The organism is Burkholderia sp. DN3021 (assembly GCF_049805555.1).
GTDB classification, from domain to species: Bacteria; Pseudomonadota; Gammaproteobacteria; order Burkholderiales; family Burkholderiaceae; genus Burkholderia; species Burkholderia pyrrocinia_C.
In genome coordinates this window covers 25,749-47,336 of the sequence record NZ_JBNCAB010000050.1, presented here as the reverse complement: position 1 = coordinate 47,336, position 21,588 = coordinate 25,749, and the positions used below count along the sequence as shown (strand labels likewise).

19 protein-coding genes and 7 pseudogenes are annotated in these 21,588 nt (G+C 65.5%); 17 read left to right on the top strand and 9 right to left on the bottom strand.

Annotated features, from left to right (window positions below; all coding sequences use genetic code 11):
- The first annotated feature begins 160 nt into the window (after nt 1–160).
- Together ACPUER_RS23245 and ACPUER_RS23240 are read left to right on the top strand one after the other, a co-directional pair.
- Complete coding sequence (locus ACPUER_RS23245; protein ID WP_425132225.1) at nt 161–1,237, top strand: substrate-binding domain-containing protein; 1,077 nt, start codon at nt 161–163, stop codon at nt 1,235–1,237.
- Between the two features lie 72 nt (nt 1,238–1,309).
- Nucleotides 1,310–1,840: an OsmC family protein gene (locus ACPUER_RS23240; RefSeq protein ID WP_425132224.1), complete on the top strand. Its 531-nt coding sequence runs from the start codon at nt 1,310–1,312 to the stop codon at nt 1,838–1,840.
- A gap of 50 nt (nt 1,841–1,890) precedes the next feature.
- On the opposite strand, the pseudogene ACPUER_RS23235 reads toward ACPUER_RS23240, so the two are convergent.
- Nucleotides 1,891–2,157, bottom strand: a pseudogene (locus ACPUER_RS23235) (ABC transporter ATP-binding protein); the annotation flags it as partial.
- On the opposite strand from ACPUER_RS23235, the pseudogene ACPUER_RS23230 reads away from it, so the two are divergent.
- Nucleotides 2,142–2,347, top strand: a pseudogene (locus tag ACPUER_RS23230) (MFS transporter); the annotation flags it as partial. The pseudogenes ACPUER_RS23235 and ACPUER_RS23230 sit on opposite strands and share 16 nt — an antisense overlap.
- Before the next feature lie 121 nt (nt 2,348–2,468).
- Here the strand turns inward: ACPUER_RS23230 and ACPUER_RS23225 are convergent.
- Both ACPUER_RS23225 and ACPUER_RS23220 read right to left on the bottom strand, forming a co-directional pair.
- Entirely contained in the window at nt 2,469–3,869 is a 1,401-nt protein-coding gene (locus ACPUER_RS23225; RefSeq protein ID WP_425132223.1) for an LLM class flavin-dependent oxidoreductase, read from the bottom strand.
- On the bottom strand, nt 3,866–5,125 hold the full coding sequence (locus ACPUER_RS23220) for an acyl-CoA dehydrogenase family protein (RefSeq protein WP_425132222.1): 1,260 nt from the start codon (nt 5,123–5,125) through the stop codon (nt 3,866–3,868). Before ACPUER_RS23220 ends, ACPUER_RS23225 begins: the two co-directional genes overlap by 4 nt.
- A gap of 294 nt (nt 5,126–5,419) precedes the next feature.
- Between ACPUER_RS23220 and ACPUER_RS23215 the strand changes: the two genes are divergently transcribed.
- A complete protein-coding gene (locus ACPUER_RS23215) occupies nt 5,420–6,658 on the top strand; it encodes an SfnB family sulfur acquisition oxidoreductase (RefSeq protein ID WP_425132221.1) in 1,239 nt (412 codons plus the stop codon).
- Between the two features lie 246 nt (nt 6,659–6,904).
- Here ACPUER_RS23215 and deoC read toward each other — a convergent pair whose 3' ends face one another.
- Nucleotides 6,905–7,585 (bottom strand): deoxyribose-phosphate aldolase, encoded by a 681-nt coding sequence (gene deoC, locus ACPUER_RS23210; RefSeq protein ID WP_425132220.1) that lies wholly within the window; start codon nt 7,583–7,585, stop codon nt 6,905–6,907.
- A 146-nt stretch (nt 7,586–7,731) separates the two neighbouring features.
- Here deoC and deoR point away from each other — a divergent pair, with 146 nt between their 5' ends.
- Entirely contained in the window at nt 7,732–8,502 is a 771-nt protein-coding gene (deoR, locus tag ACPUER_RS23205; protein WP_111021136.1) for a DNA-binding transcriptional repressor DeoR, read from the top strand.
- Between the two features lie 22 nt (nt 8,503–8,524).
- Here deoR and ACPUER_RS23200 read toward each other — a convergent pair.
- The 3 genes and pseudogenes from ACPUER_RS23200 to rbsK all read right to left on the bottom strand — a co-directional run.
- A pseudogene (locus tag ACPUER_RS23200) lies at nt 8,525–8,770 on the bottom strand (DUF4432 domain-containing protein); the annotation flags it as partial.
- A 92-nt stretch (nt 8,771–8,862) separates the two neighbouring features.
- A complete protein-coding gene (gene fucP / locus ACPUER_RS23195) occupies nt 8,863–10,236 on the bottom strand; it encodes an L-fucose:H+ symporter permease (protein ID WP_425132219.1) in 1,374 nt (457 codons plus the stop codon).
- Nucleotides 10,237–10,277: 41 nt separating this feature from the next.
- A complete protein-coding gene (gene rbsK / locus ACPUER_RS23190; protein ID WP_425132218.1) occupies nt 10,278–11,204 on the bottom strand; it encodes a ribokinase in 927 nt (308 codons plus the stop codon).
- An 890-nt stretch (nt 11,205–12,094) separates the two neighbouring features.
- Here rbsK and ACPUER_RS23185 point away from each other — a divergent pair.
- The 8 genes and pseudogenes from ACPUER_RS23185 to ACPUER_RS23150 all read left to right on the top strand — a co-directional run bounded on the left by ACPUER_RS23185 (nt 12,095) and on the right by ACPUER_RS23150 (nt 17,409).
- Nucleotides 12,095–12,373 (top strand): HU family DNA-binding protein, encoded by a 279-nt coding sequence (locus ACPUER_RS23185; protein WP_425132217.1) that lies wholly within the window; start codon nt 12,095–12,097, stop codon nt 12,371–12,373.
- Nucleotides 12,370–13,490: pseudogene (locus ACPUER_RS23180) on the top strand (PDDEXK nuclease domain-containing protein). Before ACPUER_RS23185 ends, ACPUER_RS23180 begins: the two are co-directional and overlap by 4 nt.
- Before the next feature lie 204 nt (nt 13,491–13,694).
- A pseudogene (locus tag ACPUER_RS23175) lies at nt 13,695–14,147 on the top strand (IS256 family transposase); the annotation flags it as partial.
- A 51-nt stretch (nt 14,148–14,198) separates the two neighbouring features.
- A complete protein-coding gene (locus tag ACPUER_RS23170; protein WP_425132230.1) occupies nt 14,199–15,560 on the top strand; it encodes a hypothetical protein in 1,362 nt (453 codons plus the stop codon).
- Nucleotides 15,561–15,621: 61 nt separating this feature from the next.
- Complete coding sequence (locus ACPUER_RS23165) at nt 15,622–16,491, top strand: LD-carboxypeptidase (protein WP_310133542.1); 870 nt, start codon at nt 15,622–15,624, stop codon at nt 16,489–16,491.
- A gap of 200 nt (nt 16,492–16,691) precedes the next feature.
- Nucleotides 16,692–16,892 (top strand): annotated as a pseudogene (locus tag ACPUER_RS23160) (DDE-type integrase/transposase/recombinase); the annotation flags it as partial.
- Nucleotides 16,893–16,963: 71 nt separating this feature from the next.
- Nucleotides 16,964–17,182 (top strand): annotated as a pseudogene (locus ACPUER_RS23155) (DUF2384 domain-containing protein); the annotation flags it as partial.
- Nucleotides 17,179–17,409 (top strand): RES domain-containing protein, encoded by a 231-nt coding sequence (locus ACPUER_RS23150; RefSeq protein ID WP_425132216.1) that lies wholly within the window; start codon nt 17,179–17,181, stop codon nt 17,407–17,409. The pseudogene ACPUER_RS23155 and the gene ACPUER_RS23150, both read left to right, overlap by 4 nt.
- 270 nt (nt 17,410–17,679) lie before the next feature.
- Here ACPUER_RS23150 and ACPUER_RS23145 read toward each other — a convergent pair whose 3' ends face one another.
- Nucleotides 17,680–18,063 carry a hypothetical protein gene (locus ACPUER_RS23145; protein WP_310133546.1) on the bottom strand — a complete coding sequence of 128 codons (384 nt, stop codon included), beginning with the start codon at nt 18,061–18,063 and terminating at the stop codon, nt 17,680–17,682.
- 249 nt (nt 18,064–18,312) lie between these two features.
- On the opposite strand from ACPUER_RS23145, the gene ACPUER_RS23140 reads away from it, so the two are divergent.
- The 4 genes from ACPUER_RS23140 to ACPUER_RS23125 all read left to right on the top strand — a co-directional run bounded on the left by ACPUER_RS23140 (nt 18,313) and on the right by ACPUER_RS23125 (nt 20,152).
- Nucleotides 18,313–18,753: an Hsp20/alpha crystallin family protein gene (locus tag ACPUER_RS23140; RefSeq protein WP_310133550.1), complete on the top strand. Its 441-nt coding sequence runs from the start codon at nt 18,313–18,315 to the stop codon at nt 18,751–18,753.
- A 15-nt stretch (nt 18,754–18,768) separates the two neighbouring features.
- The gene (locus ACPUER_RS23135) at nt 18,769–19,176 is read left to right on the top strand and encodes an Hsp20/alpha crystallin family protein (RefSeq protein ID WP_425132215.1); all 408 of its coding nucleotides are present in this window, start codon (nt 18,769–18,771) and stop codon (nt 19,174–19,176) included.
- Between the two features lie 215 nt (nt 19,177–19,391).
- Nucleotides 19,392–19,538, top strand: a complete 147-nt coding sequence (locus tag ACPUER_RS23130) for a hypothetical protein (protein WP_425132214.1) — start codon at nt 19,392–19,394, stop codon at nt 19,536–19,538.
- Nucleotides 19,539–19,588: 50 nt separating this feature from the next.
- Nucleotides 19,589–20,152 carry an Hsp20/alpha crystallin family protein gene (locus tag ACPUER_RS23125; protein WP_310134220.1) on the top strand — a complete coding sequence of 188 codons (564 nt, stop codon included), beginning with the start codon at nt 19,589–19,591 and terminating at the stop codon, nt 20,150–20,152.
- A 159-nt stretch (nt 20,153–20,311) separates the two neighbouring features.
- Here the strand turns inward: ACPUER_RS23125 and ACPUER_RS23120 are convergent, their stop codons facing one another.
- On the bottom strand, nt 20,312–21,391 hold the full coding sequence (locus tag ACPUER_RS23120; protein ID WP_425132213.1) for a PHB depolymerase family esterase: 1,080 nt from the start codon (nt 21,389–21,391) through the stop codon (nt 20,312–20,314).
- Nucleotides 21,392–21,588 lie beyond the last annotated feature (197 nt).

Below are 21,588 nucleotides of genomic sequence, written 5' to 3'. Positions count from 1 at the left end.
TTATCACGCGCGCGCTCGATTGCTTATTCCCGGATCGAAGTGCTGCCGCCGCAACCGATTTGACATCCGAAGGAATATCCATTGCCGAATCGCTCGGTTTGAGCGCGCGTGTCGCGCTGATAGATTGTGCGGATATCGTCCCCACGGAGACAGGCAGACCATGCGATCGTCGCTTCGCCACAAGCCGCGCATCGACCGGAAGGTCGGCGCGCTCGCGCTGTTTTTTGCAGCTGCATTGGCCGCGCTCGCACCCGCGGCGCACGCCGGCCCGCTCAAGGGCGCGCCCGCACCGTTCGACAAGGGCGGCGTGAAGATCGCGCTCGTCAACTATCTGTCGACCGGCGACTTCTTCCAGGCCTACGAGGCCGGCGCGCAGAAGCAGGCGAAGGCGCTCGGCGTCGATTTTCGCATCTACGAGGGCCGGCAGGACGCGGCCGAACAGCGCGAGCAGATCCAGCAGGCGATCGGCATCGGCGTGTCCGCGATCATCGTCAACCACGGCTTGCCCGAAGCGTTGAAGGACGTCGTCCAGCGCGCGCTGGACAAGGGGATCAAGGTCGTCGCGTTCGACGTCGATCTCGGCAATCTGAAGGTGCCGCAAATCGAGCAGAGCGATCGCGACCTGGCCAACCTGCTGCTCGGTCAGGCGGTCAAGGACAACGGCGACGCATTCGCGGCCGGTTATGTGTATGTCGCCGGCTTTGCGCCGCTCGACCGGCGCGATGCCGCATGGCGCGACTTCAAGCGCGCGCACCCGAAGGTGCAGGAAAAGGCGCGCTGGGGCACCGTCGACAATCCGATCGCGCAATCGGTCGCGAATCAGGCGGCAGCGGCCTATCGAGCGAATCCCGACATCCGCGTCGTGTTCGCGCCTTACGACGAGTTCGCGCGCGGCGCGAAGCTCGCCGCGGACGAAGCGAAGCTGTCGTCGAAGATCCGCATCTACAGCGCGGATATCTCGACCGCGGACATCGAGGCCATCCGCGCGCCGAACAGCGCGTGGGTCGCGACGGCCGCGACCAATCCGGCGGTCGTCGGCGCCGTGTCGGTGCGGGCCGCCGCGCTGCTCGTCGCCGGCCAGGACCCGGGAGCGCGCATCGTCGTCAAGCCGACGCTGATCACGCGCGACGATCTCGTGAAAAACGACATCCGGACCGTCGCCGAACTCGGCGCGAAGTTCCCGGCGTTCCGCGCGAGCGACGCGGCGACCGCCGCATGGATTCCGAAGGCGGACTGAGCGCCGCCGACAGCAGGCGGCGGACGCCGCCCTGCACGAAACACAACCGACTGACGCACCGACGACCCGGCCATGACGACCCTGAACGACTATCTCGCCCAAAAACGCGACGCCTGGCGTGCGAAGCAGGAAGCGGCGCACAACGATCCCGATTTCAAGGCGACGCCGCTGAAGGCGACCGTGCGCGCGCTCGGCCGCAGCGGCGTGCGCGAGATCCGCATTCGCGACTTCCAGGTGATCAGCGACAGTCCGCCCGACTTCGCGGGCTACAACCTCGGGCCCGCGTCGCCGGAGCTGCAGCTCGGCGTGCTGGGCAGCTGCCTCACGCACATCACGCTGATCCAGGCCGCCGAGCGCGGCCTGAAGATCGATTCGATCGAGGTGGAGGTGACCGGCGATCAGCATCCGCTTGCGCAGCAGCCGGGTTTCGAGCATGTGCCCGTGTTCCCGCACAACCTCCGCTATACCCTCGACATCGTGTCGCCCGAGCCGCCCGACGCGATTCGCGCGCTGCATCAGGCGGTCGAAGCGGTCTGCCCGATCTTCAACCTGCTGAGGTTGCCGCAGACCATCGACGGCGAACTGCGGCACACCCGTGCATGACGCGCCGCGGCGGCACGCTCGCAGGACTGGCCGGCTCATGCCAGGGAGTTTCAAGCCCCCCGGATTCCGGATGCCTGATGGCCGTGCGGCTGGGGTCTCGTGCCGTCGGCACGATCGTGAAAGCGCTGGAACGCGTCCAGCAACCGCGCGCGTTGAGCGGCCAGCGACGGGTCGCGCCGATCGCGCGGCCGTGCGATCTCGATGTGGATCTCGTCGTCGACGCGGCCCGGGTTCGGTGCGAGCATCAGCACGCGATCGCCGAGAGACAGTGCCTCGTCGAGATCGTGCGTGACGACGATCGCGGACATCCGGTGTCGGCTTCGGCGTTCGCTGTGCGGCATCGGCCAGGCGCTTGCGCTGTTCGTGCTGCCGATCCTGCAGGCCCGTCTCGGTACGGACATGTTCTGGGTCGTCGCGATCAGCGCGGTCATCACGCCGATCGTGTTTCTGTTGATCGTGCGTGACGAGCCGACGGCGCGCGACATCGACGACGAAAGCGCCGCGTAAGCGCTGGCGGGGGAGCGTTCACCGCCCCGGAAAATACCAACGGCTTCGTCGGACTGCACGAAGCCGTTTGCGCTGAAACCGGTCGCCGCCGAATGCGGGCAAGCCGGCTTCGACCTTGCCGTCACGCGCTGACGGCCTCCCGCTCGGCATCGCGCTTGACCTGCTCGATATCGCGAAACTGCGCGGCCGGATGCTCGTCCGGCAGCCGCGCCGAGCCGCCGAACAGTTTCTCGCGCAGCGTGCCCGGCGCATACTGCGTCGGATAGACGCCGCGCCGTTGCAGCTCCGGAACGAGAAAGCGCACGATGTCTTCGAAGGTTTCATGCGCGACCGCATACGCGAGATTGAAGCCATCCACGTCGGTTGCGGCAACCCATTCCTGCAGGATGTCCGCCACGGTCGCCGCCGACCCGACGAACACCGGGCCGAGTCCGCCGATGCCGCCCCATGCCGCCAGCGCCTCGATCGTCCACGCGGTGTCGCCGCCCGCCAGGTGCTCGACCGCCGACACGATCGCATTGGTTTCGACGCGCCTGACCGGATCGGCCGGCGCATACTGGCCGAAGTCGATGCCGGTCCAGCCGGACATGAACACCAGCGAGCCGTCGTACGACACGTAGCGGCGGTACTCGTCGAACTTGGCCTGTGCTTTTTCGTCGGTTTCGTCGACGATCACCGTGACGAGGTTGTAGATCAGCACCCGGCGCGGATCGCGGCCCGCGGCGGCGGCCTGCGCGCGCACATCGGCCACGTAGCGCGCGAGCTGCTCGCGGGTCGGCGCGGCGACGAACACGCATTCGGCGTGCTGCGCGGCGAACGCCTTGCCGGGGCCGGACGCGCCGGCCTGGAACAGCACCGGCGTGCGCTGCGGCGATGGTTCGCACAGGTGATAGCCGGGCACGTCGAAGAAGCGGCCCTTATGGCCGATCTCGTGCACCTTCTCGGGATGCGTGAACACGCGGCCGTCGCGATCGCGCACCACCGCGCCGTCTTCCCAGCTGCCCTCGAACAGCTTGTACAGCACCTCCACGTATTCGGCCGCGACCGCATAACGGTCGTCGTGCGTGCGCAAGCCGTGATCGCCGACGTTCTTCGCGCCACTTTCCAGATAGGACGTGACGATGTTCCACGCGAGCCGGCCCTTGGTGTGATGGTCGGCGGTCGACAGCCGGCGCGCGAACGTGTACGGGTGCTCGAACGTGGTCGACGCGGTGATGCCGATGCCGAGATGCTCGGTCGCCATCGCGATCGGCGCCGCGAGCTGCAGCGGGTCGTTGACCGGAATCTGCGCGGCCTGGTGCAGCGCGTGGTAGTTGCTGCCCTTGTAGACGTCGTAATAGCCGATCACGTCCGCGATGAAGATCGCGTCGAAGATCCCGCGTTCGAGAATGCGGGCGAGGTCGGTCCAGTAATCGAGGTCCTTGTACTGCCACGAACGGTCGCGCGGATGCGCCCACAGCCCCGGCGACTGATGGCCGACGCAGTTCATCTCGAACGCGTTGAAGCGGATGGTCTTGCTCATCGAACGACTCCCGTTTCAGTACTCGGGCTCGTGCCGTTGCCGACGCGCCAGACGAACGGCGGCGTACGGCCGTTGATGACCCAGTCGCCGACGATCCTGGCCTTGTAGACGAGCGGATTGTGCGACGACACCGTGCGCGCATTGCGCCAGTGGCGGTCGAGCGCGGTCGTGCTGCGCGTGGCGGACGCACCGAGCGCGTCGAACAGGCGTGTCGCGGCGCGCAGTACGAGTTCGGACACGACGAGCTGGCTCTGCGCGGATTCGATTTCGGCCGCGACGTTCGCGTCGTGCTCGGCCTGTTCGTCGCCACCGAAGCGGGTTTCGTAGGCGAGCTGAAGCGGCTGCGCGGCGCGCAGCGCGAGCGCGTCGGCCGCGTAGGCCCATGACGCGATCTCGCCGATCACCTGCTGGAGCTGCGCATCGTCGCCCGCGCGTGCGGCGTTGCCGTGGCTGTACACGCGGGTGCGAGCGCGCACGAGCGCGCCCGCGTCGCGCACGATCGCGTGGCCGATGCCGGCCAGCGTCGCGACGTGGAAGAGCTGGTAGAACGCGGTCTGGTACTTGAAGCGGCGTGCGAAGTCGATCACGTTGTCGGCGTCGACCGTCGCATTCTCGAAGTGCGTCGTGCCGCTGCCGGTGGTCGTCTGGCCGAAGCCGTCCCAGTCGTCTTCTCTGATCACGCCGGGCTGTGCGGTCGCGACGGCGACGATCACGTCGCTGCCGTCGTGCGCGCGCTGCGCGAACACGTCGATCCAGTCGGCGAACAGGCTGCCCGTGCTGTAGAACTTCCGCCCGTTCAGCACGAGCCGGCCGTTCTGCTCCGACACCTTCGTGATGGTCTGGCCGAGCGGCACGTCGCCGGCCTCCGACCACGCGTTGCCGACGAGCTGGCCGCTCGCGAACCGGTCGAACCATGTCGTGCGTTGCGGCCCGGGCGGCGCGTTCAGCCAGTCCTCGACGAACGCGAAGTGTCCACGCAACGCCTGCGGCAGATTGGAATCGGCGGCGGCGAGCTCGATCAAGAGCCGGAACAACTGCGGCAGCGATGCGCCGGCACCGCCGTCGCGTACCGGCAGCCGTATCGCGCCGAAGCCGGCCGCCTTCAGCCAGCCGATCGCTTCGTGCGGCAGTTCGCGGCGGCGTTCGCGTTCGGCGGTGCCAGCGGCGATGCGGTCGAATATCGGCCGGAACCGGCTCGCGAGTGCGTCGTAGTCGGTGCCGGTGGAAAGCTCGGTGTCTGCGTGCGACGAAGTCATGCGGATTTCCTCGAAGGGCGGTGCCGTTTTTGCGCCGGGAGGCCAGTATAGGAAGCGCGGGGCGGGCGTTCCAATAACGGATTCGCAGATCGTTATCGTCGACGAGCATTACGCGGACCGGCTGGGGACGCTCCGCCGTTCGGGCGTCGATTGCGACGCTGAAGCATGATGTTGCGTGCGTGAATCTCGATGTCGTTTGTGATCCGAAGGAATATCGTTACGAGAATCGCTCGGTTTGCCGACCTGCAGCGCACTGCTAGATTGAACGCTTTCGCGATTCGACAGGAGAGCCCGATGTCAGATACGAGCGCCACGATTCAGCAGCAGTCGGCCGAAGCGAAACCGCAAGCGGCCCGCGTGATCGCCGACGACGCGCAGGCGATCGCGGCCGCGCATGCGCTGGCGCAGCGGCTTGCGGAAGGCGCCGCCGAACGCGATCGGGAGCGCCGGTTGCCACGCGACGAGATCGAATGGTTCTCGCAGTCGGGGCTATGGGCGATCACGGTGCCGAAGGCATACGGCGGCGCGGGCGTATCGCATGTGACGCTCACCGAGGTGATCAAGATCGTCGCGGCGGCCGATGCGTCGCTCGGACAGTTGCCGCAGAACCATTTCGGGCTGGTCGACGTGATCGCACTGGTCGGCACCGACGCGCAGAAGCGCTATTTCTTCGCGGAAGTGCTGAGTGGCAAGCGGTTCGGCAACGGCTTCTCGGAGAAGGGCACGAAGCACGTGCTCGATCTGAAGACGCGCGTGCGCCGCGACGGCGACGACTATGTCGTCGACGGCACGAAGTTCTACTCGACGGGCGCGCTGTTCGCGCATTACGTGCCGGTGCTCGGTCTCGACGACGCGCAGCACGCGTGGCTTGCGTACGTGCCGCAGCCGACGCCTGGGCTGACCGTGATCGACGACTGGTCGGGGTTCGGGCAGCGCACGACCGCGAGCGGCACGGTGGTGCTCGACGGCGTGCGCGTGCCCGCGTCGCATGTACTGCCCGCGCAGCGCGTGTCGGACGAGCCGACGCTCAACGGCCCGCTGTCGCAGATCATCCAGGCGGCGATCGATGCCGGCATCGCGAAAGCGGCCATCGACGATACGCTGACGTTCGTGCGCACCCGTACGCGGCCGTGGGTCGACAGCGGCGTCGAACGGGCGGCAGACGATCCGCTGATCCTCCGCGAGATCGGCCGTCTGCATATTCAGCTTCATGCGGCGGAAGCGCTGCTCGAACGCGCGGCGCGCACGCTCGACGAGATCGGCGCGCGCGGCACGGTGACCGGCGACGATGTCGCGCGCGCGTCGGTTGCGGTCGGCGAAGCGAAGGTGCTGACGACCGAGATCGCGCTGCTCGCGGGCGAGAAGCTGTTCGAGCTGGCCGGCACGCAGTCGACGCTCGCCGAGCACAATCTCGACCGGCATTGGCGTAACGCGCGCACGCATACGTTGCACGATCCGGTGCGGTGGAAGTATCACCTCGTCGGCAACTACTACCTGAACGGCGTGCGTCCGGCGCGCCATGCGTGGAATTGAGCCGCTCGCGATCCGGCCGATAGCGGATACGCACGTTTCGCAAGTCGCCGACGGTGGCCGTGATTTGCGGATGATCGGTTGATTTTTTGGACCGGGGCTGCGCTCTGGCTCGCCTCCCGAAGCAGGCAAGCCGAATGCGGATCCACGCTTCGTGGCTTGCCGCGGTGACGGACGAACGGCTCGTGGCGGTGAATGGAGTTTGACACCGCCGCTGACAGTCCGGTTCTGGCACTCGCCCTTCGCGCGTCAGTACGCCGAATCGCTGCCGCCCCGATCGGTGACGATCGCCACCCCCGAGCTCGTGCCGAGCCGCGTCGCGCCGGCCTCGAGCATCGCGAGCGCGGCCGCGCGGTCGCGCACGCCGCCCGATGCCTTCACGCCGAGGTCCGGCCCGACCGTGCGGCGCATCAGCGCGACATCCGCGAGCGTCGCGCCGCCGTGGCCGAACCCGGTCGACGTCTTCACGAACGCGACGCCGAGATCGCGGCACATCTCGCACACGCGCACCTTCTCGTCGTCGCTCAGCAGCCCCGTCTCGAGGATCACCTTCAGCGGCACCGCGCCGCATGCGTGCTGCACGGCCGCGATGTCGGCCTTCACGTCGTCGGCGCGGCCGCTCTTCAGCGCGCCGAGGTTGATCACCATGTCGATCTCGCCGGCGCCCGCCGCGATCGCGGCCGACGCCTCGAATGCCTTCGCGGCCGACAGCGTCGCGCCGAGCGGAAAGCCGACCACCGCGCAGACGAGCACGCCGGTATCGGCCAGCTCGCGTGCGGCGAGCGGCACGTTCGCCGAATTCACGCAGACCGAGTAAAAGCGATGCGCGGCCGCCTGGCGGCAGAGTTCGCGGATCTGCGCGTCGTTCGCGTCGGGCGCGAGCAGCGTGTGATCGATGGTTTGGGCGAGTTGGGCGTTGGAAAGCGGCATGTTTCAGGACTCCACGGATCGTGTGCCGGAAAGGCACACGGAAAGTTGATGTTTTCACATCGGTTTGTTACAAATACGACATTCCGGCCGGGCCCGCGCGCCCGGCACGACGAGCGACGAGTGCGACAGGCACGCAGGATACAGGCATGGAAACGAAGAAAGGCGAACGGATCAAGACGCTGATGAACGTGCTGCAAGGGCAGAACGCGATTCATCTGAGGGAAGTCGCCGAGCTGTTCGGCGTGTCCGAAATGACGATCCGCCGCGATCTCGCGGACAACCCGCACGGCCTGAGTCTGATCGGCGGCTACGTGACGCGCCATTTCGCCGCGCAGCGCAGCGACATCGGCGAGTACCTGATCAGCGCCGAGAACAACCGTCAGACCGAGGAAAAGCGCCGCATCGGCAAGCTGGCCGCGCAGTTCGTGACGACCGGCGACACGATCTTCGTCGACTGCGGCTCGACCACGCCGTTCATCGTCGACTTCATTCCGGACGACCTCGAATTCACGGCCGTCTGCAATTCGCTGAACGTGTTCGCGAAGCTGCAGCAAAAGCCGCATTGCAGCGTGATCCTGTGCGGCGGCGCGTATCACCGCAAGAACATGGTGTTCGAGTCGGTCGCCGAAACCGGCATCCTCGACACGGTGCGCGTGTCGAAGGCGTTCATCTCCGCGGCCGGCGTGAGCGACCGCTGCGGCGTCACGTGCTTCAACTTCCACGAAGTCGACGCGAAGAAGAAGGTGATGGCGCGCGCGCAGAACCGCTTCCTGCTCGTCGACCACACGAAGTTCGACGAAGTGCGCGCGGCCTATTTCGCCGAACTGACCGACTTCAACTATGTGATCTCCGACGGGCAACTGGGCAGCCGCTACGAAACGGCGATCCGCGAACACGGGATCGCGCTCGTGACCTGACGCAACGCGGCCGCGCATCGCTTCACGCATCGCGTGCTTCCGCCGCGCTCAGGTAGCCGGTCACCACGTCGAAGCGGCGCGTCGCGCCCGGCGCGAGTGCCGCGACATGGCCCTTGCGGCGTTCGGCTTCATACCCCTCCGGCTCGCAGGTCGACGGCAGCGCGAATGCGGCGACCTGCTGGTCCGCGTTGTGCAGGATCCAGCGCGTCGCATGCGGGAACTGTTCGGGGCGGTACGCGGTGTGGAATGCGCCGCCGTCCGGATACGCGAACGCGGTGACGGTGATGCCGTCGGTGCGGTACAGCGTGCGCGGCGTGTCGCGGAAGTCGTCGCGCCGCAGTTCGATCTCGCCTCGCATGGTTACGCTCCCGACGTGGTGCGCGTCGCGGCGTAGCGCGCGGGTGCGTTGCCGTCGGCTGCCGCGTCGGGCGTCGCGGCCGGCAGGTGGCGCAGGCAGTAGAAGCCGTAGTAGACGATCACGACGAAGCACGCGAGCGGCACGGCGAACGCGAGCTGCATGTTGCCGCCGGTATGGTCGGAGATCAGCCCCTGGATCAGCGGCACGACCGCGCCGCCGACGATGCTCATCACGAGGATCGAGCCGCCGTATTCGGTGTCCTTGCCGAGGCCGTCGATCGTGAGGCCGTAGATCGTCGGCCAGCACGGGCCGAGGAACACGCTCACGCACACTGCTGCGTAGACGGCCGTGATGTTATGCACGCTGATCGTGTACGCGAGCAGCGCGATGCACAGGATGCCGTAGACGATCAGCACCTTGGCCGGCCCGACGCGCTTCATCACGAGCGTCGCGACCAGCTTGCCGACGAAGAACGCGAAGAACGTCGCGAGCAGGTAGCGCGATGCGCCGCGCTCGGTCAGGCCGCCGATCTGCATCGCGAGCCGGATCGTGAAGCTCCATACGCCGACCTGCGCGCCGACGTACAGGAACTGCGCGACGATGCCCGCGACGAAGCGCCGGTTGCCGAACAGGCGCGCGAGCGTGCCGCGCGCGTCGATCCTGTGCGTGGCCGCGCTCGGCCCGTTGCCCTTGCAGGCCGGGTAGGGCGTGAGCGCAAACACGATGAATACCGCGACGAGCACGACGATCAGCCATTTGTACGGCTCGAGCGTGGCCTGGATCATCGCGAGCTGGTGCACGTGCGCGTCGGCCGCCGACATTGCCGCGAGCTGCGCATGCGACGCATCGCCTTCCTTGAAGATCAGGAAGCTGCCCATGTACACGCCGGCCATCGCGCCGAACGGGTAGAACGTTTGCGAGATGTTCAGCCGCCGCGTGCTGGTGTCGCGCGGGCCCATCAGCGTCGAATACGAGTTCGACGCCGTCTCGAGGAACGACAGGCCCGCGGCGATCACGAACAGCGCGACGAGGAACATCCCGTACTTCGCCATCGACGCAGCCGGGAAGAACAGCAGGCAGCCGGTCGTGTAGAGCAGCAGGCCGACGAGGATCGTCGTCTTGTAGCTGAACTTCTTCACGACGGTCGCGGCGGGGATCGCGAGGAAGAAGTAGCCGAGATAGAACGCGGACTGCACGAACGCCGATTCGAAGTCGGACAGGAAGAACGATTTCTTGAACTGCGCGATCAGCACGTCGTTCAGGTTCGCGGCGGTGCCCCACAGCGCGAACAGGCAGCACAGCAGCGTGAATGCGAACAGCGGTGTGCGGGTCAGGTAATAGCCGTCGGGGGTGTGTTCGATTCTGGCTCGGCTCACGGGTGTCTCCTTCCCAATTGTCTCGTCGATGAAGGCGCCGGTCAGAGGCCGGCATCGCGGAGGAAGAGTTCGAACGTCGCGGCGTCGGCGTACGACTTCTGCGTGCCGAGGCCGGTGACCGAATGCGCGGCGTACGCGGATGCGTGGCGCATCGCGTCGATCGCGTCGTGCGACGCGGCGTAGCAGCGCGCGAAGCAGCCGATATATGCGTCGCCGGCGCCCGTCGTATCGCGCGCGTCGACCGGCACGCCCGGCACGTGCCGCACGCCGTCGCGCGACACGAGCAGCGAGCCCTTGTCGCCGAGCGTGACGAGTACGTGCTTCAGGCCGCGCGCGACCAGCGCTTCGGCGGCGCGCGCCGCGGTGTCGCGCGAATCGACCGGCATGCCCGACACGATCGCGAGCTCGGTTTCGTTCGGCACGAAGAATTCGACGGAGCGAATCCGCTCGAAATCGAGATCGGCCACCGCGGGCGCGGGGTTCAGCAAAACGGGGATGCCGTGCCGCGCGCCGAACGCGATCGCGTGATAGACGGTGTCGAGTTCGATCTCGAGCTGCAGCACGATCAGCGCGCATTCGGCGAGCGCCGGCGCGGCCGCGTCGATGTCGGCCGGCTTCAGGTGGCGGTTCGCGCCCTTGACGATCAGGATGCTGTTGCTCGAATCGGGTTCGACGAAGATCGGCGCGACGCCGCTCGGCACGCCGGCGACCTTGCGCACGTGCGTGGTGTCGATCCCCTCGCGCTCGAAGTTGCGGATCGTGTTGTCGGCGAACACGTCGTCGCCGACCTTCGTCACCATCACGACGCGCGCGCCGAGGCGCGCGGCCGCGACCGCCTGGTTCGCGCCCTTGCCGCCGCAGCCGAGCTCGAAGTTCGGTGCTTCGAGCGTTTCGCCCCGGGCGGGCATGCGCGCGACATAGGTCACGAGGTCGACCATGTTGCTGCCGATGACGGCGATTGTCTCCATCTGCGTCTCTTCCTTGGTATGGGGTGCGCCGCATGCGCGGTCGGCGGCGGCCTGCAACGAGTGATAATAAAATCACATTTAATGTGAAAGTGCAATCTCCAGATGTTATGCGGGTCACTATTTGGGATGGAGGCGTGCGTTGCTGTCGACGTGCGCTTTCCAATTGAGGTGGGGCGGAACTCGATTCAATGCGAGCAGGTGGAATAACCTGGCGTCGGCGCTCTCTACGCGGGTGACAGAAGGCGAAGGGCGTGGCATGGATGCACGGGACGCCGACCGCACGGGGTGGTTCAACATAGACGCCGTTCGGAACGACGACAGACCTGCAAGGACCGTGTGACGCCTCGTCGACGTTGCGGCGCTCAATCGCGAGAACTGAAGGGAAACATATTAAGGGCTATGTTCCCCTTCAGTTCGGGACATCGAGCGAGCGCCCCGGGCTTATGGCGCTTGCACAACTAAAGTTGTGGCTAAACTTCAACTAAAGATGTGTCTAGGGCCGGGCTGCCGGTGGCGGGCACGAGGGAGGCGGGAGACGCGGCACGAACCGATCCCGTAGTCGGCGCACGTCGACCGGGCAGATTCGGCGGGGAAACAGTCAAATTGCGCGATACCGGAAGCCGGGCCACATAGTCAGCGCGAGTGATGGCACCCACACTAGCTCGATAGTTGTATGAGCGCCGGCCGGGCTGAAAACGTTCGCGATTGCTCTGGGCGAGCGTGGCTGCGACAGGCGTAAGTCGGAGTTCGTTGGTGGGCTGCACGCCGCAGGCGGTGGGGGGACGGAGGCCAGCGAGTTGGAAGGTCTTGCTGCACTGATCGCCAGCGATTTGCGTGTTTGCAGCGGGATGAGGTGGGGTGCAGCTTTGACTTTGTTGCCGAGGCTGTTCATGAACAAGCAGGAGCTCATCGAAGCGGTCGCAGCGGGCGCGGGTGTCAGCAAAACCGACGCGAGCAAAACCGTCCAGGCAGCCTTGGACGCGATCACGGACGCGGTGAGTCGCGGCGAATCGGTACAGCTCATCGGTTTCGGCGCGTTTTCGCAGGGGCAGCGAGCCGCCCGCACGGGACGTAATCCGACGACGGGCGCGGAGATTGCCATCCCGGCCGCGAATACCGTGAAGTTCGCGGCCGGCAAGGCGTTCAAGGACGTGGTGAACGCACTGTGACGCAGCGCGATGTCGGGCAGGCCGGTTATGCGGGACTGCACCGTGAAATTGCTGATGTAGTCGCGTCGGCGCGCGAAGCGACGGCTCGCACGGTGAACGCCCTGATGACGGCGACATATTGGGAGATCGGGCGACGAATCGTTGAGTTCGAGCAGGGCGGGGCGGGACGGGACGGGCCGCTTATGGCGAGGAGGTGATCCGCCGTTTGGGCGCCGATCTGTCAGAGCGATTCGGTCGCGGCTTCGGATGGCGCAATCTCGCACAGATGCGCGCCTTTTACTTGACGTGGCCTGCGGACCGGATTGTGCAGACAGCGTCTGCAAAATCAACCAAGGCAGCTCTGAAGGCGCCGACAGGCGTGGCGTTTGAGCTGAATTCTATCGCTCAGGCTTTTCCGTTGCCCTGGTCCGCCTACGTTCGCCTCCTCGCGGTGAAAGCGCAAGCTGCTCGCGACTTTTACGAGGCCGAAGCGCTGCGTGAGGGCTGGTCTGTGCGACAGCTTGACCGCCAGATCAGCAGTCAGCGCTATGAGCGGCTGGTGCTGTCACGCAACAAGGCGTCCTTGTTCGGAAAGGCGGCTGAAGCGCAACCCGGCGATCTTCTATCGCCTGAAGAAGCGATCCGCGATCCGTTTGTCCTCGAATTTCTTGACATAAAGGACGAATATTCGGAGTCGGATCTGGAAGCGGCCTTGATTCAGCACTTGGCGGACTTCCTACTCGAGCTCGGTGATGACTTTGCGTTCATAGGTCGCCAGCGGCGTCTACGGATCGATGACACCTGGTTTCGAGTCGACCTCGTGTTTTTTCACCGGCGCTTGCGATGCCTGCTCATTATCGATTTGAAGGTCGGGCGCTTCAGCTATGCGGACGCGGGGCAGATGCATCTCTACCTCAACTACGCGCGTGAACATTGGATGAAGCCCGGCGAGAACCCCCCGGTTGGCTTGATTCTGTGTGCTGAAAAAGGCGCGGCGGAGGCGCATTATGCGCTCGACAACCTACCGAACAAGATACTCGCAGCGGAGTATCAGATGGTCCTGCCGGACGAGGCCACGTTTGCTCGAGAATTGGAGCGTACTAGGATCGAGCTGGAGCGCCGTGGCCGCAAGACGTGACTTCCCGTCCGAGGCTCGGAGGTGTTTGGACACGCGTGGATGGGCGAATACGATGAAGCGGTCGTCCGGTAAATTTTGATGTTTCCGGCACTGGCAATCAAGCTATGCGGACCTATCCGTGATTTCGTGGGCGAGGCAATGGAATGGACGCCTCCCACCCCGTGAGTTGCGGAGGTGGCAAGAATGAGGAAAGGGAAAGATAGCGAAGGTGGCCCGGTCCGGGTCGACGTGCCTCGTGACCGTGACGGCAGCTTCGAGCCGATCCTGATCCCCAAGCACGAGCGCCGCTTCACCGGCTTCGACGAACGCATCATTGCGATGTACGCCCGCGGCATGAGCGTGCGCGAGATTCAGGCCTTTCTGGCCGAGCACTATGGCACTGAAGTCTCGCCTGACTTCATCAGCTCGGTCACCGACGAGGTGATGGCCGAGGCGCTGAGCTGGCAGAACCGTCCGCTCGAAGCGATGTATCCGGTGGTGTTCTTCGACGCACTGCGGGTCAAGATCCGCGACGACGGCGTGGTCAGCAACAAGGCCGTCTATCTGGCCTTGGGCATCCAGGCCGACGGCTAGCGCGACGTACTGGGGCTCTGGATCGAGCAGACCGAGGGGGCCAAGTTCTGGCTCAAGGTGTTCAACGAACTCAAGACGCGCGGTGCCGCCGTATATCGCGATCGACGCGACGGCGTTCGACCGCGTGCCCGAGTCGTGCGCGGCACGTTCGTGACCGGCGCGGCCGAGCTTGCGTGTGCTGCGCTGCGCGACGCCGGGCCGAACGTGTTCGCCGAACGCATGCTCGCGATCTTCGACATGCCTGTCGGCGACTACATGCGAGAGCTGGCGCGCTATCGGCCCGCTGCGCCGATGGATCCGCCGTTCCGGCATGCGCTGCGGCGGGCGCTGGACCGCAGCGGCCTGTCGGATGCGGACGCCGCGCACGCGCTCGCCGGCCTCGAGCACGGCCGGACGTTGCAGACGAGCGGTCACCTGACGCTGAGCAACGGTCCCGGCTTCTTCGGCGTCGACTGGCTGTCGACGCTGGCTGCGACCGGCCCCGATACGCCCTGCGTGATCGGCGTATTCAGCGGCGTGCCGTTCAACAATGACGCGAAATCGGGGTGCCTGAATTTCCGCGACCGCTACGGCTTGCGCGACGTGATCGACGCGCGCTGCCCGGCGTGGCGCGAGCTGGCGCGCGTGGATCGCGATCGCCGTCACGGGACGCGCGGGCGGCGCGTCTCGCTCGTCCCGACCCGCCTTGTACGCAGGCTCGTATTCGGCACCCGCGTGCCGGACCGCACGCACGAGCTGCTGCCGTATCTGAGCGAACCGTTGCAGCGCATCGTGCCGCCCGCGATACCCGGCGACATGTCCGCGCTCGCGACCACGATGTGCGCACGGCTGGAGAGCGCAATCTTCGGCCGTCCGATGGTGTTCGTCGATCTATGCGAGCTGGTATCCGACTATCTGCAGACGGTGCTGCTCGACGACGCGCACCCGATGGCGCGGCTGTGTTTCGATGCCGCGTTGAACACGCGGCTGCGGCAGGCGCTGCCGCAGGTTTCCTGGTTCAGCTTCGCGGGGCCGGACGGCGATCGCTGCGAGCAACTGCGCGTCGACGGCGCCCGCCTGACCGGACGGGGCTTCGACCTGGGCTGGGAGCCGGCGTCGGTCGCGGCGGCGCTGCGGGACCGCGTGCTGTGTCCGGGCCTGTTCCCGGTGTTCGCATCGATCGCATTCGTGAACCAGTTCCAGTGCTTCGGCAGCTTCAACCAGGTTCAGTACCTCACGCAGATGAAGCGCGTGCTGTCGCAGTTGCGCGGATTCGACGGCGACTCGATCGCCGCGATACCGACCGACGCGTTGACGCTGGGGAGGGTGCGCAACAACGACGGCGCCGAGGTGCATCCGATCGACGTGCTGCTCGGCTCGCCGATCGAATGGAACCCGCATCGTTCGGTCGGCGATTTCGCATCGACGGTAATTCTGAAGCGGCGCTGGCAGCGAAACGGATTCGCGGACGCCGGAGGCGGGCCTCCCCACGCGTTCGATGCCGCCTTGCAGGGGTGAGCGGCGCGCGGGCGGTGTCGGGTATAGTCAGCGGGTTCTTTATCCTTGCGGTATCCGTTCAATGGAATCAAGACGCAAGACAGTGGGCGTAGTCGCGCCCGCGGGTGTGCCCGATCCGCAAGGCATCGAGCGTGGCATCGCGCTGGTCGAGAGCTGGGGCTTCAAGGTCACGACGGGCGCGCATCTCGGCAGCCGGTACCGCTATTTCGCCGGTACCGCCAAGGAGCGCGCGGACGATCTGCGGCGCATGCTGATGGACCCGTCGATCGACATCGTCTGGCTCGCGCGGGGAGGATTCGGTTGCGCGCACCTGCTCGAGCACCTGCCCGACGAGATCGCGACGCCGAAGACGATCATCGGTTTTTCCGACGCGACGTCGCTGTTCTGCGCGCTCGCCGACCGGCCCGGCGTGCGCTTGTTGCATGGTCCGACATTCCACAGCCTGGCGACCAAGGTCGACGACGCGACGCGTGCCGACATGCGCGCCGTGCTGACCGGTGGCAAACGCGCCCCGCTGAGCCTGCGGCATTTGTCCGGCGCCCCTGGTGCGGTGCGGGGACGTCTGTGCGGCGGCAACGTGACGGTGCTCGCGAGCGTCGCGGGTACACGCTGGTCGCTTCGCTCACGCGACGCGATCGTACTGCTGGAGGACGTGACGGAATTCGGCTACCGGCTCGACCGCAGCCTGACGCAACTGCGTCTGAGCGGCGCGTTCGACGGGGCCCGCGCGTTCGTGCTCGGGCAATTCACGCGCTGCCCGATCCCGGACGGCGCGGATTTCACGCTCGAGCAGATGCTTGTCGACGTGCTGGGCGGCTTCGGCCTGCCGATCTACTCGGGTCTGCCGATCGGACATGAACACCGCAACATCACTTGGCAATACGGCAACCAGGCTGCCATCGAGAACAGCGCGATCCGGTTCGTCGCGTAGCGTCGAATCTAGAAGGACAGGAACGCGTAGGTTCTGTCGCAATAAGACCGTCTGGTAGCGTGACGAGACGAGAGCGAGGGAGTCGAGAGATGAACCCGAAGCTGAATACCGGCCTGGCAAAAGTGTTCAAGCGCCTACATTATCCTTTCGATGTGATGTTGTTGTGCGTGCGCTGGTACGTCGCTTACCCGCTGAGCCTTCGGCATCTTGACAACATCGTCGAGCAGGACCGCCGAGCGATCAAACGGCGAACTCGCCCGATGATGGGCTTCAAGAATTTTCGATGTGCGAGGATAGTGCTCGGCGGCATCGAAGTAATGCATATGATCCGAAAAGGGCAAATGAAGTCGACTCGCAAGAATCAGACAGCTGCAGAGCAATTCTATTCGTTGGCTTTCTAAGGAATCCTGGGGATCCCAGGGACGTCTGTCGACCTTCGTCCTTATCGCGACAGAACACCGTGGCGCTGGCCCCGGAGTCGGCGTCGGTTCAGCACTTCCTGCGCGAGGCGATCCGCGTGATTCGCGCCGCGACCGACCTGTCCGGTGACGTGCACCGCGCGTTGTTCTGGTACCGCAACGAGCCGCTGGCCGTGTTCGATTATCAGACGGCCGAAACGCTGGTTTCCGCCGGCCGGGCCGAGGACGTGCTGCGCTACGTCGTCTCGCCGGAAGCGGGCGCGGCCGGATGATCCTCAAGCCACTGCAAGACGTCATCGCGTACCGGATGCACCGGCCCAAGTGGGCGGTCGCGCCTGCCAGTGGCGCCGGGGCCGCGAAGGCAGGCGGGCGGGCGAACCGGATCGGCACGCCGGCTCTGTACCTGGCGCTCGAAGTGGCCACCGCGGTGGCCGAGTATCAGCAAGTGTCGTTCAGAAAGGAAGTTACTATCCCGGCGATTTACGCCGCGTACGTATAGTCTCCCGGCGCGAACTGCCCGTTGCCCCGCTGGATCGTGCCGGCGATCCGGATGTCCTGCTGGATCGGCAATGCCCGCGGCAGTGGCGCAATAGCAATCACCGTTGCAGGGACGGCGCCCGCGGCCAGGGCAGCCGCGGCGAACAATCGGCGTGACCCTATTTTCATGGCGGTACTCCCATTCCGCGACCAGCGCCACGTTCGCGCCTTGTCCGCATGGCATGAGGCGGGAGCCGGCACCGGCCGCATGGCGAGGCGCCGGACCGATCGCTCATTCGATCGGCGGTGCCGCCCCCAGCTTCTCTGACAACATTCGCTCGTACACACCAAAGTGTAGATCGACCTCCTTCTGCGTGACGTGAGAGACCGTGATGGTGATCTGGTCAGGTAACAGGCCCAACACGACCGCGACCGCAGCTTCAAGTTGCGGTGCACAAACCTTGTCCTCCACCATCGTCGTGCCGACCAGCACATCGTAGGTCTTCTCCTGTCGACAGACGACCTCGACGAGTCGCGCCCGCGCGCTCATGTTGTTGTCGATCGCGAGCCTGACGACCTCGGTCACAGTGCGCATCGTCTCGGTCGGAAACCCCTTCGTCGAGCGCAGCCGGATACGATGCCTGCCCAGCGTAAGCCAGTCCGTGTCGAATTCCATGGCGTCCTCCGTATGCCGTTCCAAGCCGCTGCGATGATAGGTTCCAGTGCCGAAATTTCAAGTGCGAAAATCTGCCGATGCCCCTTGAAATTTTCCGTAGAGTTCCTATCTTAAGTTTCGCTCAGGCAGACGCGCGAGTCGCTTCATTCCGCGCGCTGCGTGTTTCGATTTGTTTGCCAGCAGTCTGGCAGGCGAACTGGAGCGCGTAGGCCCGTTCGCCTCCCGGCTGCACTCAAGGAGGATACGATCGTGAGCGATCTTTACTTCGGAACCGACCTCTTCAGCGAGTTCGACCGCCTGCAGCAGCAGATGGCGCAACTCTTCGGCGGCTTCCCGTCCAGCATCCGCGCCGGCCGGCTCGGCGCGTTTCCTCAGATCAACATCGGTGCGACCGACGAGTCGATCGAAATCGTCGCCTTCGCGCCCGGCGTCGATGCCGCCGCGCTCGACGTATCGATCGACAAGGGCCTGCTGACCATCAGCGGCGAACGCAAATCGACACAACCGGACACGGGAAGCGAGACGCGCACCTATGCGCAGGAGCGCTTTGTCGGCATCTTCCGACGCGTCATCGAATTGCCCGACACCGCCGATCCGGACAAGGTCCAGGCGCGCTACGAAAATGGCTGCCTGTCGATCAGTGTCGGCAGGCGCGAATCGTCCAAGCCGCGCGCCATCACTGTCCAGTAACCCGAGGAGCCGATCATGACTGACACGACCCAACTGGCTGAACGCGACCAATCCACCGCAGCACGTCGCGACACTGAACAGCCCAAGCGCCGGATCACGCTCACCCCGGCCGTCGACATATACGAGGACAGCCAGGGCGTCACGCTGTGGGCCGACCTGCCCGGCGTGACGAAGGACAAGCTGGACGTCAAGGTTCACGACAGCAGCCTCTCGATCGAAGCCGAGGCGATCGTGCCGACGCCGGCAAATCTGCGGCTGCAGCATGCCGAGGTCCGCGAACCGCACTTCGCCCGGACGTTCACGCTGTCACCGGATTTCGATACGTCAAAGATCGAGGCGAGCCTCCAGGACGGGGTGCTGAAGCTGACGATCCCACGCCGCGACGAAGCGCGCCCACGGCGCATTGAAGTCAAGACCAGCTGATCCGTCAGCTAGGGCAGGTCAGGAGCATGGGCGGCAGCGATCGCGCTGCCGCCGCCGCGAATCAGGAGCACGGAGCCCGGTGTCTGATGTCACGCAGGAATCCTGGAAAGGACATGTGATCCATATCCGCACCAATTCCGTTGCGACAGATCGTGGCACGCATGTCCGCACCGGACGGCTAGGTCGCGATCGTCCGGATCGAAAGGAGCGGTGAGGTGTTGGCGGACTGGCATCTGGCGCGCTTCAGCGAACGCTGGGCAAGCGCGGCCGAAGCGCAGCGCGATGCGGTCGAGTACGCGGTGAAACTGATCGATCACGGGGTGCTGGGGGCAGTCGAAGCGCGGAGCGCGCTCGCTACCTGATGCGCTGGCCGCCATGGTCAAAACAGCTTGAAGCTGAATCGGAGGACGTCATGAATGCCGATTTGAAAAAGTGGAACCCCTTCAAGTTCCTTCGCGGAGCTACCCGCAAGCCGGATGCAGAAGGCCCGGAAAGCCCGCCGACAAGCGAACCGTGGCGGGCCTCGTGGCCTGACATTCCGCGGCTGTTCTCACGCGAACCGTGGCGTGCAGTGGAGGAATTCTTTCACGACCCGTTTGCAGGCCGTGGCGCGCTCGAACGATGGTTTGGCGACTTCAGTTCATCGCGCTTCCAGCCGCGCATCGACGTCGTCGACGAAGGGCAGGTGCTGCGCGTGACCGCCGAACTGCCCGGAATGGAGCGCGAAGATCTGAAGGTGAGCGTCGAGGATGGGGCGATCGTGCTGCGCGGCGAGAAAAAGCAGGATGTGCGCAGCGAGGAAAACGGCTGCTACCGGCTGGAGCGCGCCCATGGAAGCTTCATGCGCACGATCCCGATGCCGGAAAACGCCGACCCCGATCACACCTTGGCGAAGTTTGACAACGGTGTCCTCACGTTGACCGTGCCGAAATCGGAGCCGGCGCACACTGTGAGTCGCACGATCGATATCGGCTAGGGCAAGCACGGAAAGTGCCACGGTGGAGGGCGGATATCGAACGCAACGAATCCATGGATGACGGTCGCCAGCCGAGGTAGAAGGGTCGTTACGGAAATGCATGAAGCCGGAGACTCTCGACGCATATCGCGCTGCTTATCCCACGATACGCCGGACACGTCATGCCGCGCCGCGCCGCTGCCGGCGAAAAAAATCCCACAGCATCGCCGTCGCGTCAGGGCCCTTGTCGGAATGAAACGCTTCGCGAGGGTCGCCACCGCTCCATGCGTGACCGAGCCCTCGAACGATGCAGATCCTCACGACGAGCCGGCCGGTCTTCAGAAAGTCCACGTAGTCGACCGCATCGCGAGTGTATGTTCGCTGTTCGCCGACGCGTAACTCGCCTTGCGCATCGACCAGCCGGTTGAGCCGTGCAAATTCGATGCCGAGCTGTGCGGCGTTGCGCTTCGCGACGACGACATCGAGCTCACCGTGGACGATGATGGCAGGCATGCCCGGATAGCTGGATACGTCGACCGACGCCTCGATCAGGCGCAGCGGATCTTCACGACTGCCGTTACGCATGACGCGCATGGCGGTCATGGCGGAACTGGTGACACCGAACACCGGGCCCGAGTGTAGACCGACGGCGGCAAAGAGCGCGGGGTAGTGAATCCCTAGAACCGCAGCGAGGCCGGCTCCCGCCGAGATGCCCGCGAGATAGACGCGCTGATGGTTGAAGCCGTGTTCCCGGACGATCGCCGCGACGAGCGATGCGACGGCAGGCGCCTCGGAGTGCGTCAGGTTCTCGTGCCAATGCCAGCATCGGTGAGGGTGCGTGGTCTTCGCCTGCTCGGGAAGCAGCACCGCAAAACCGGCGCGATCGGCGAGCCTGCAAATGCGCGTGCCGGCGGCAAACGACTCCACAGTCTGCCGGCAACCATGCAGCATGACGACGAGGGGCAGCCCCGTCGGCGACGCCGCGGTGGCCGGCAGATACAACGCGTACGTGAGATGGTTGACGAGCCGACCGGCCAATGGCGGCGCGGAGTGAAACGAGCGTATCCACCGACCGGCCGTCCGCATCGATGGAGGGCGACCCGTGCGCGGTTTGCCGACGCGCTTCGCGGCGACCGGGTGAGCGGTCTTGACCGTCGACGGCTTGCGCGCGACGGTTTTCCTCTTCTTCGGCCGCGAGACCGTCAGGCTGGAGAGCAGACGGAGACCGCTGAGCCAGACGCTGGTCTTTTTCCTGGGCATGGACGCTTGCAGTAAGGCTTCGCTGTCGATGTCACGCGTCGATGGGGGTTTGCGTTCGACCCCGAACGACACCCCGCATACTAACGCAGAGCCGCGCGCGGCGGGCAGGCGAAGCCGAGACCCATCCAGGTGAGCGTTGAATCGGCGGCTGTGTTGGGGCAGGTCCAAACGCACGGCGCGGCCTGCGCGGTCCGCGA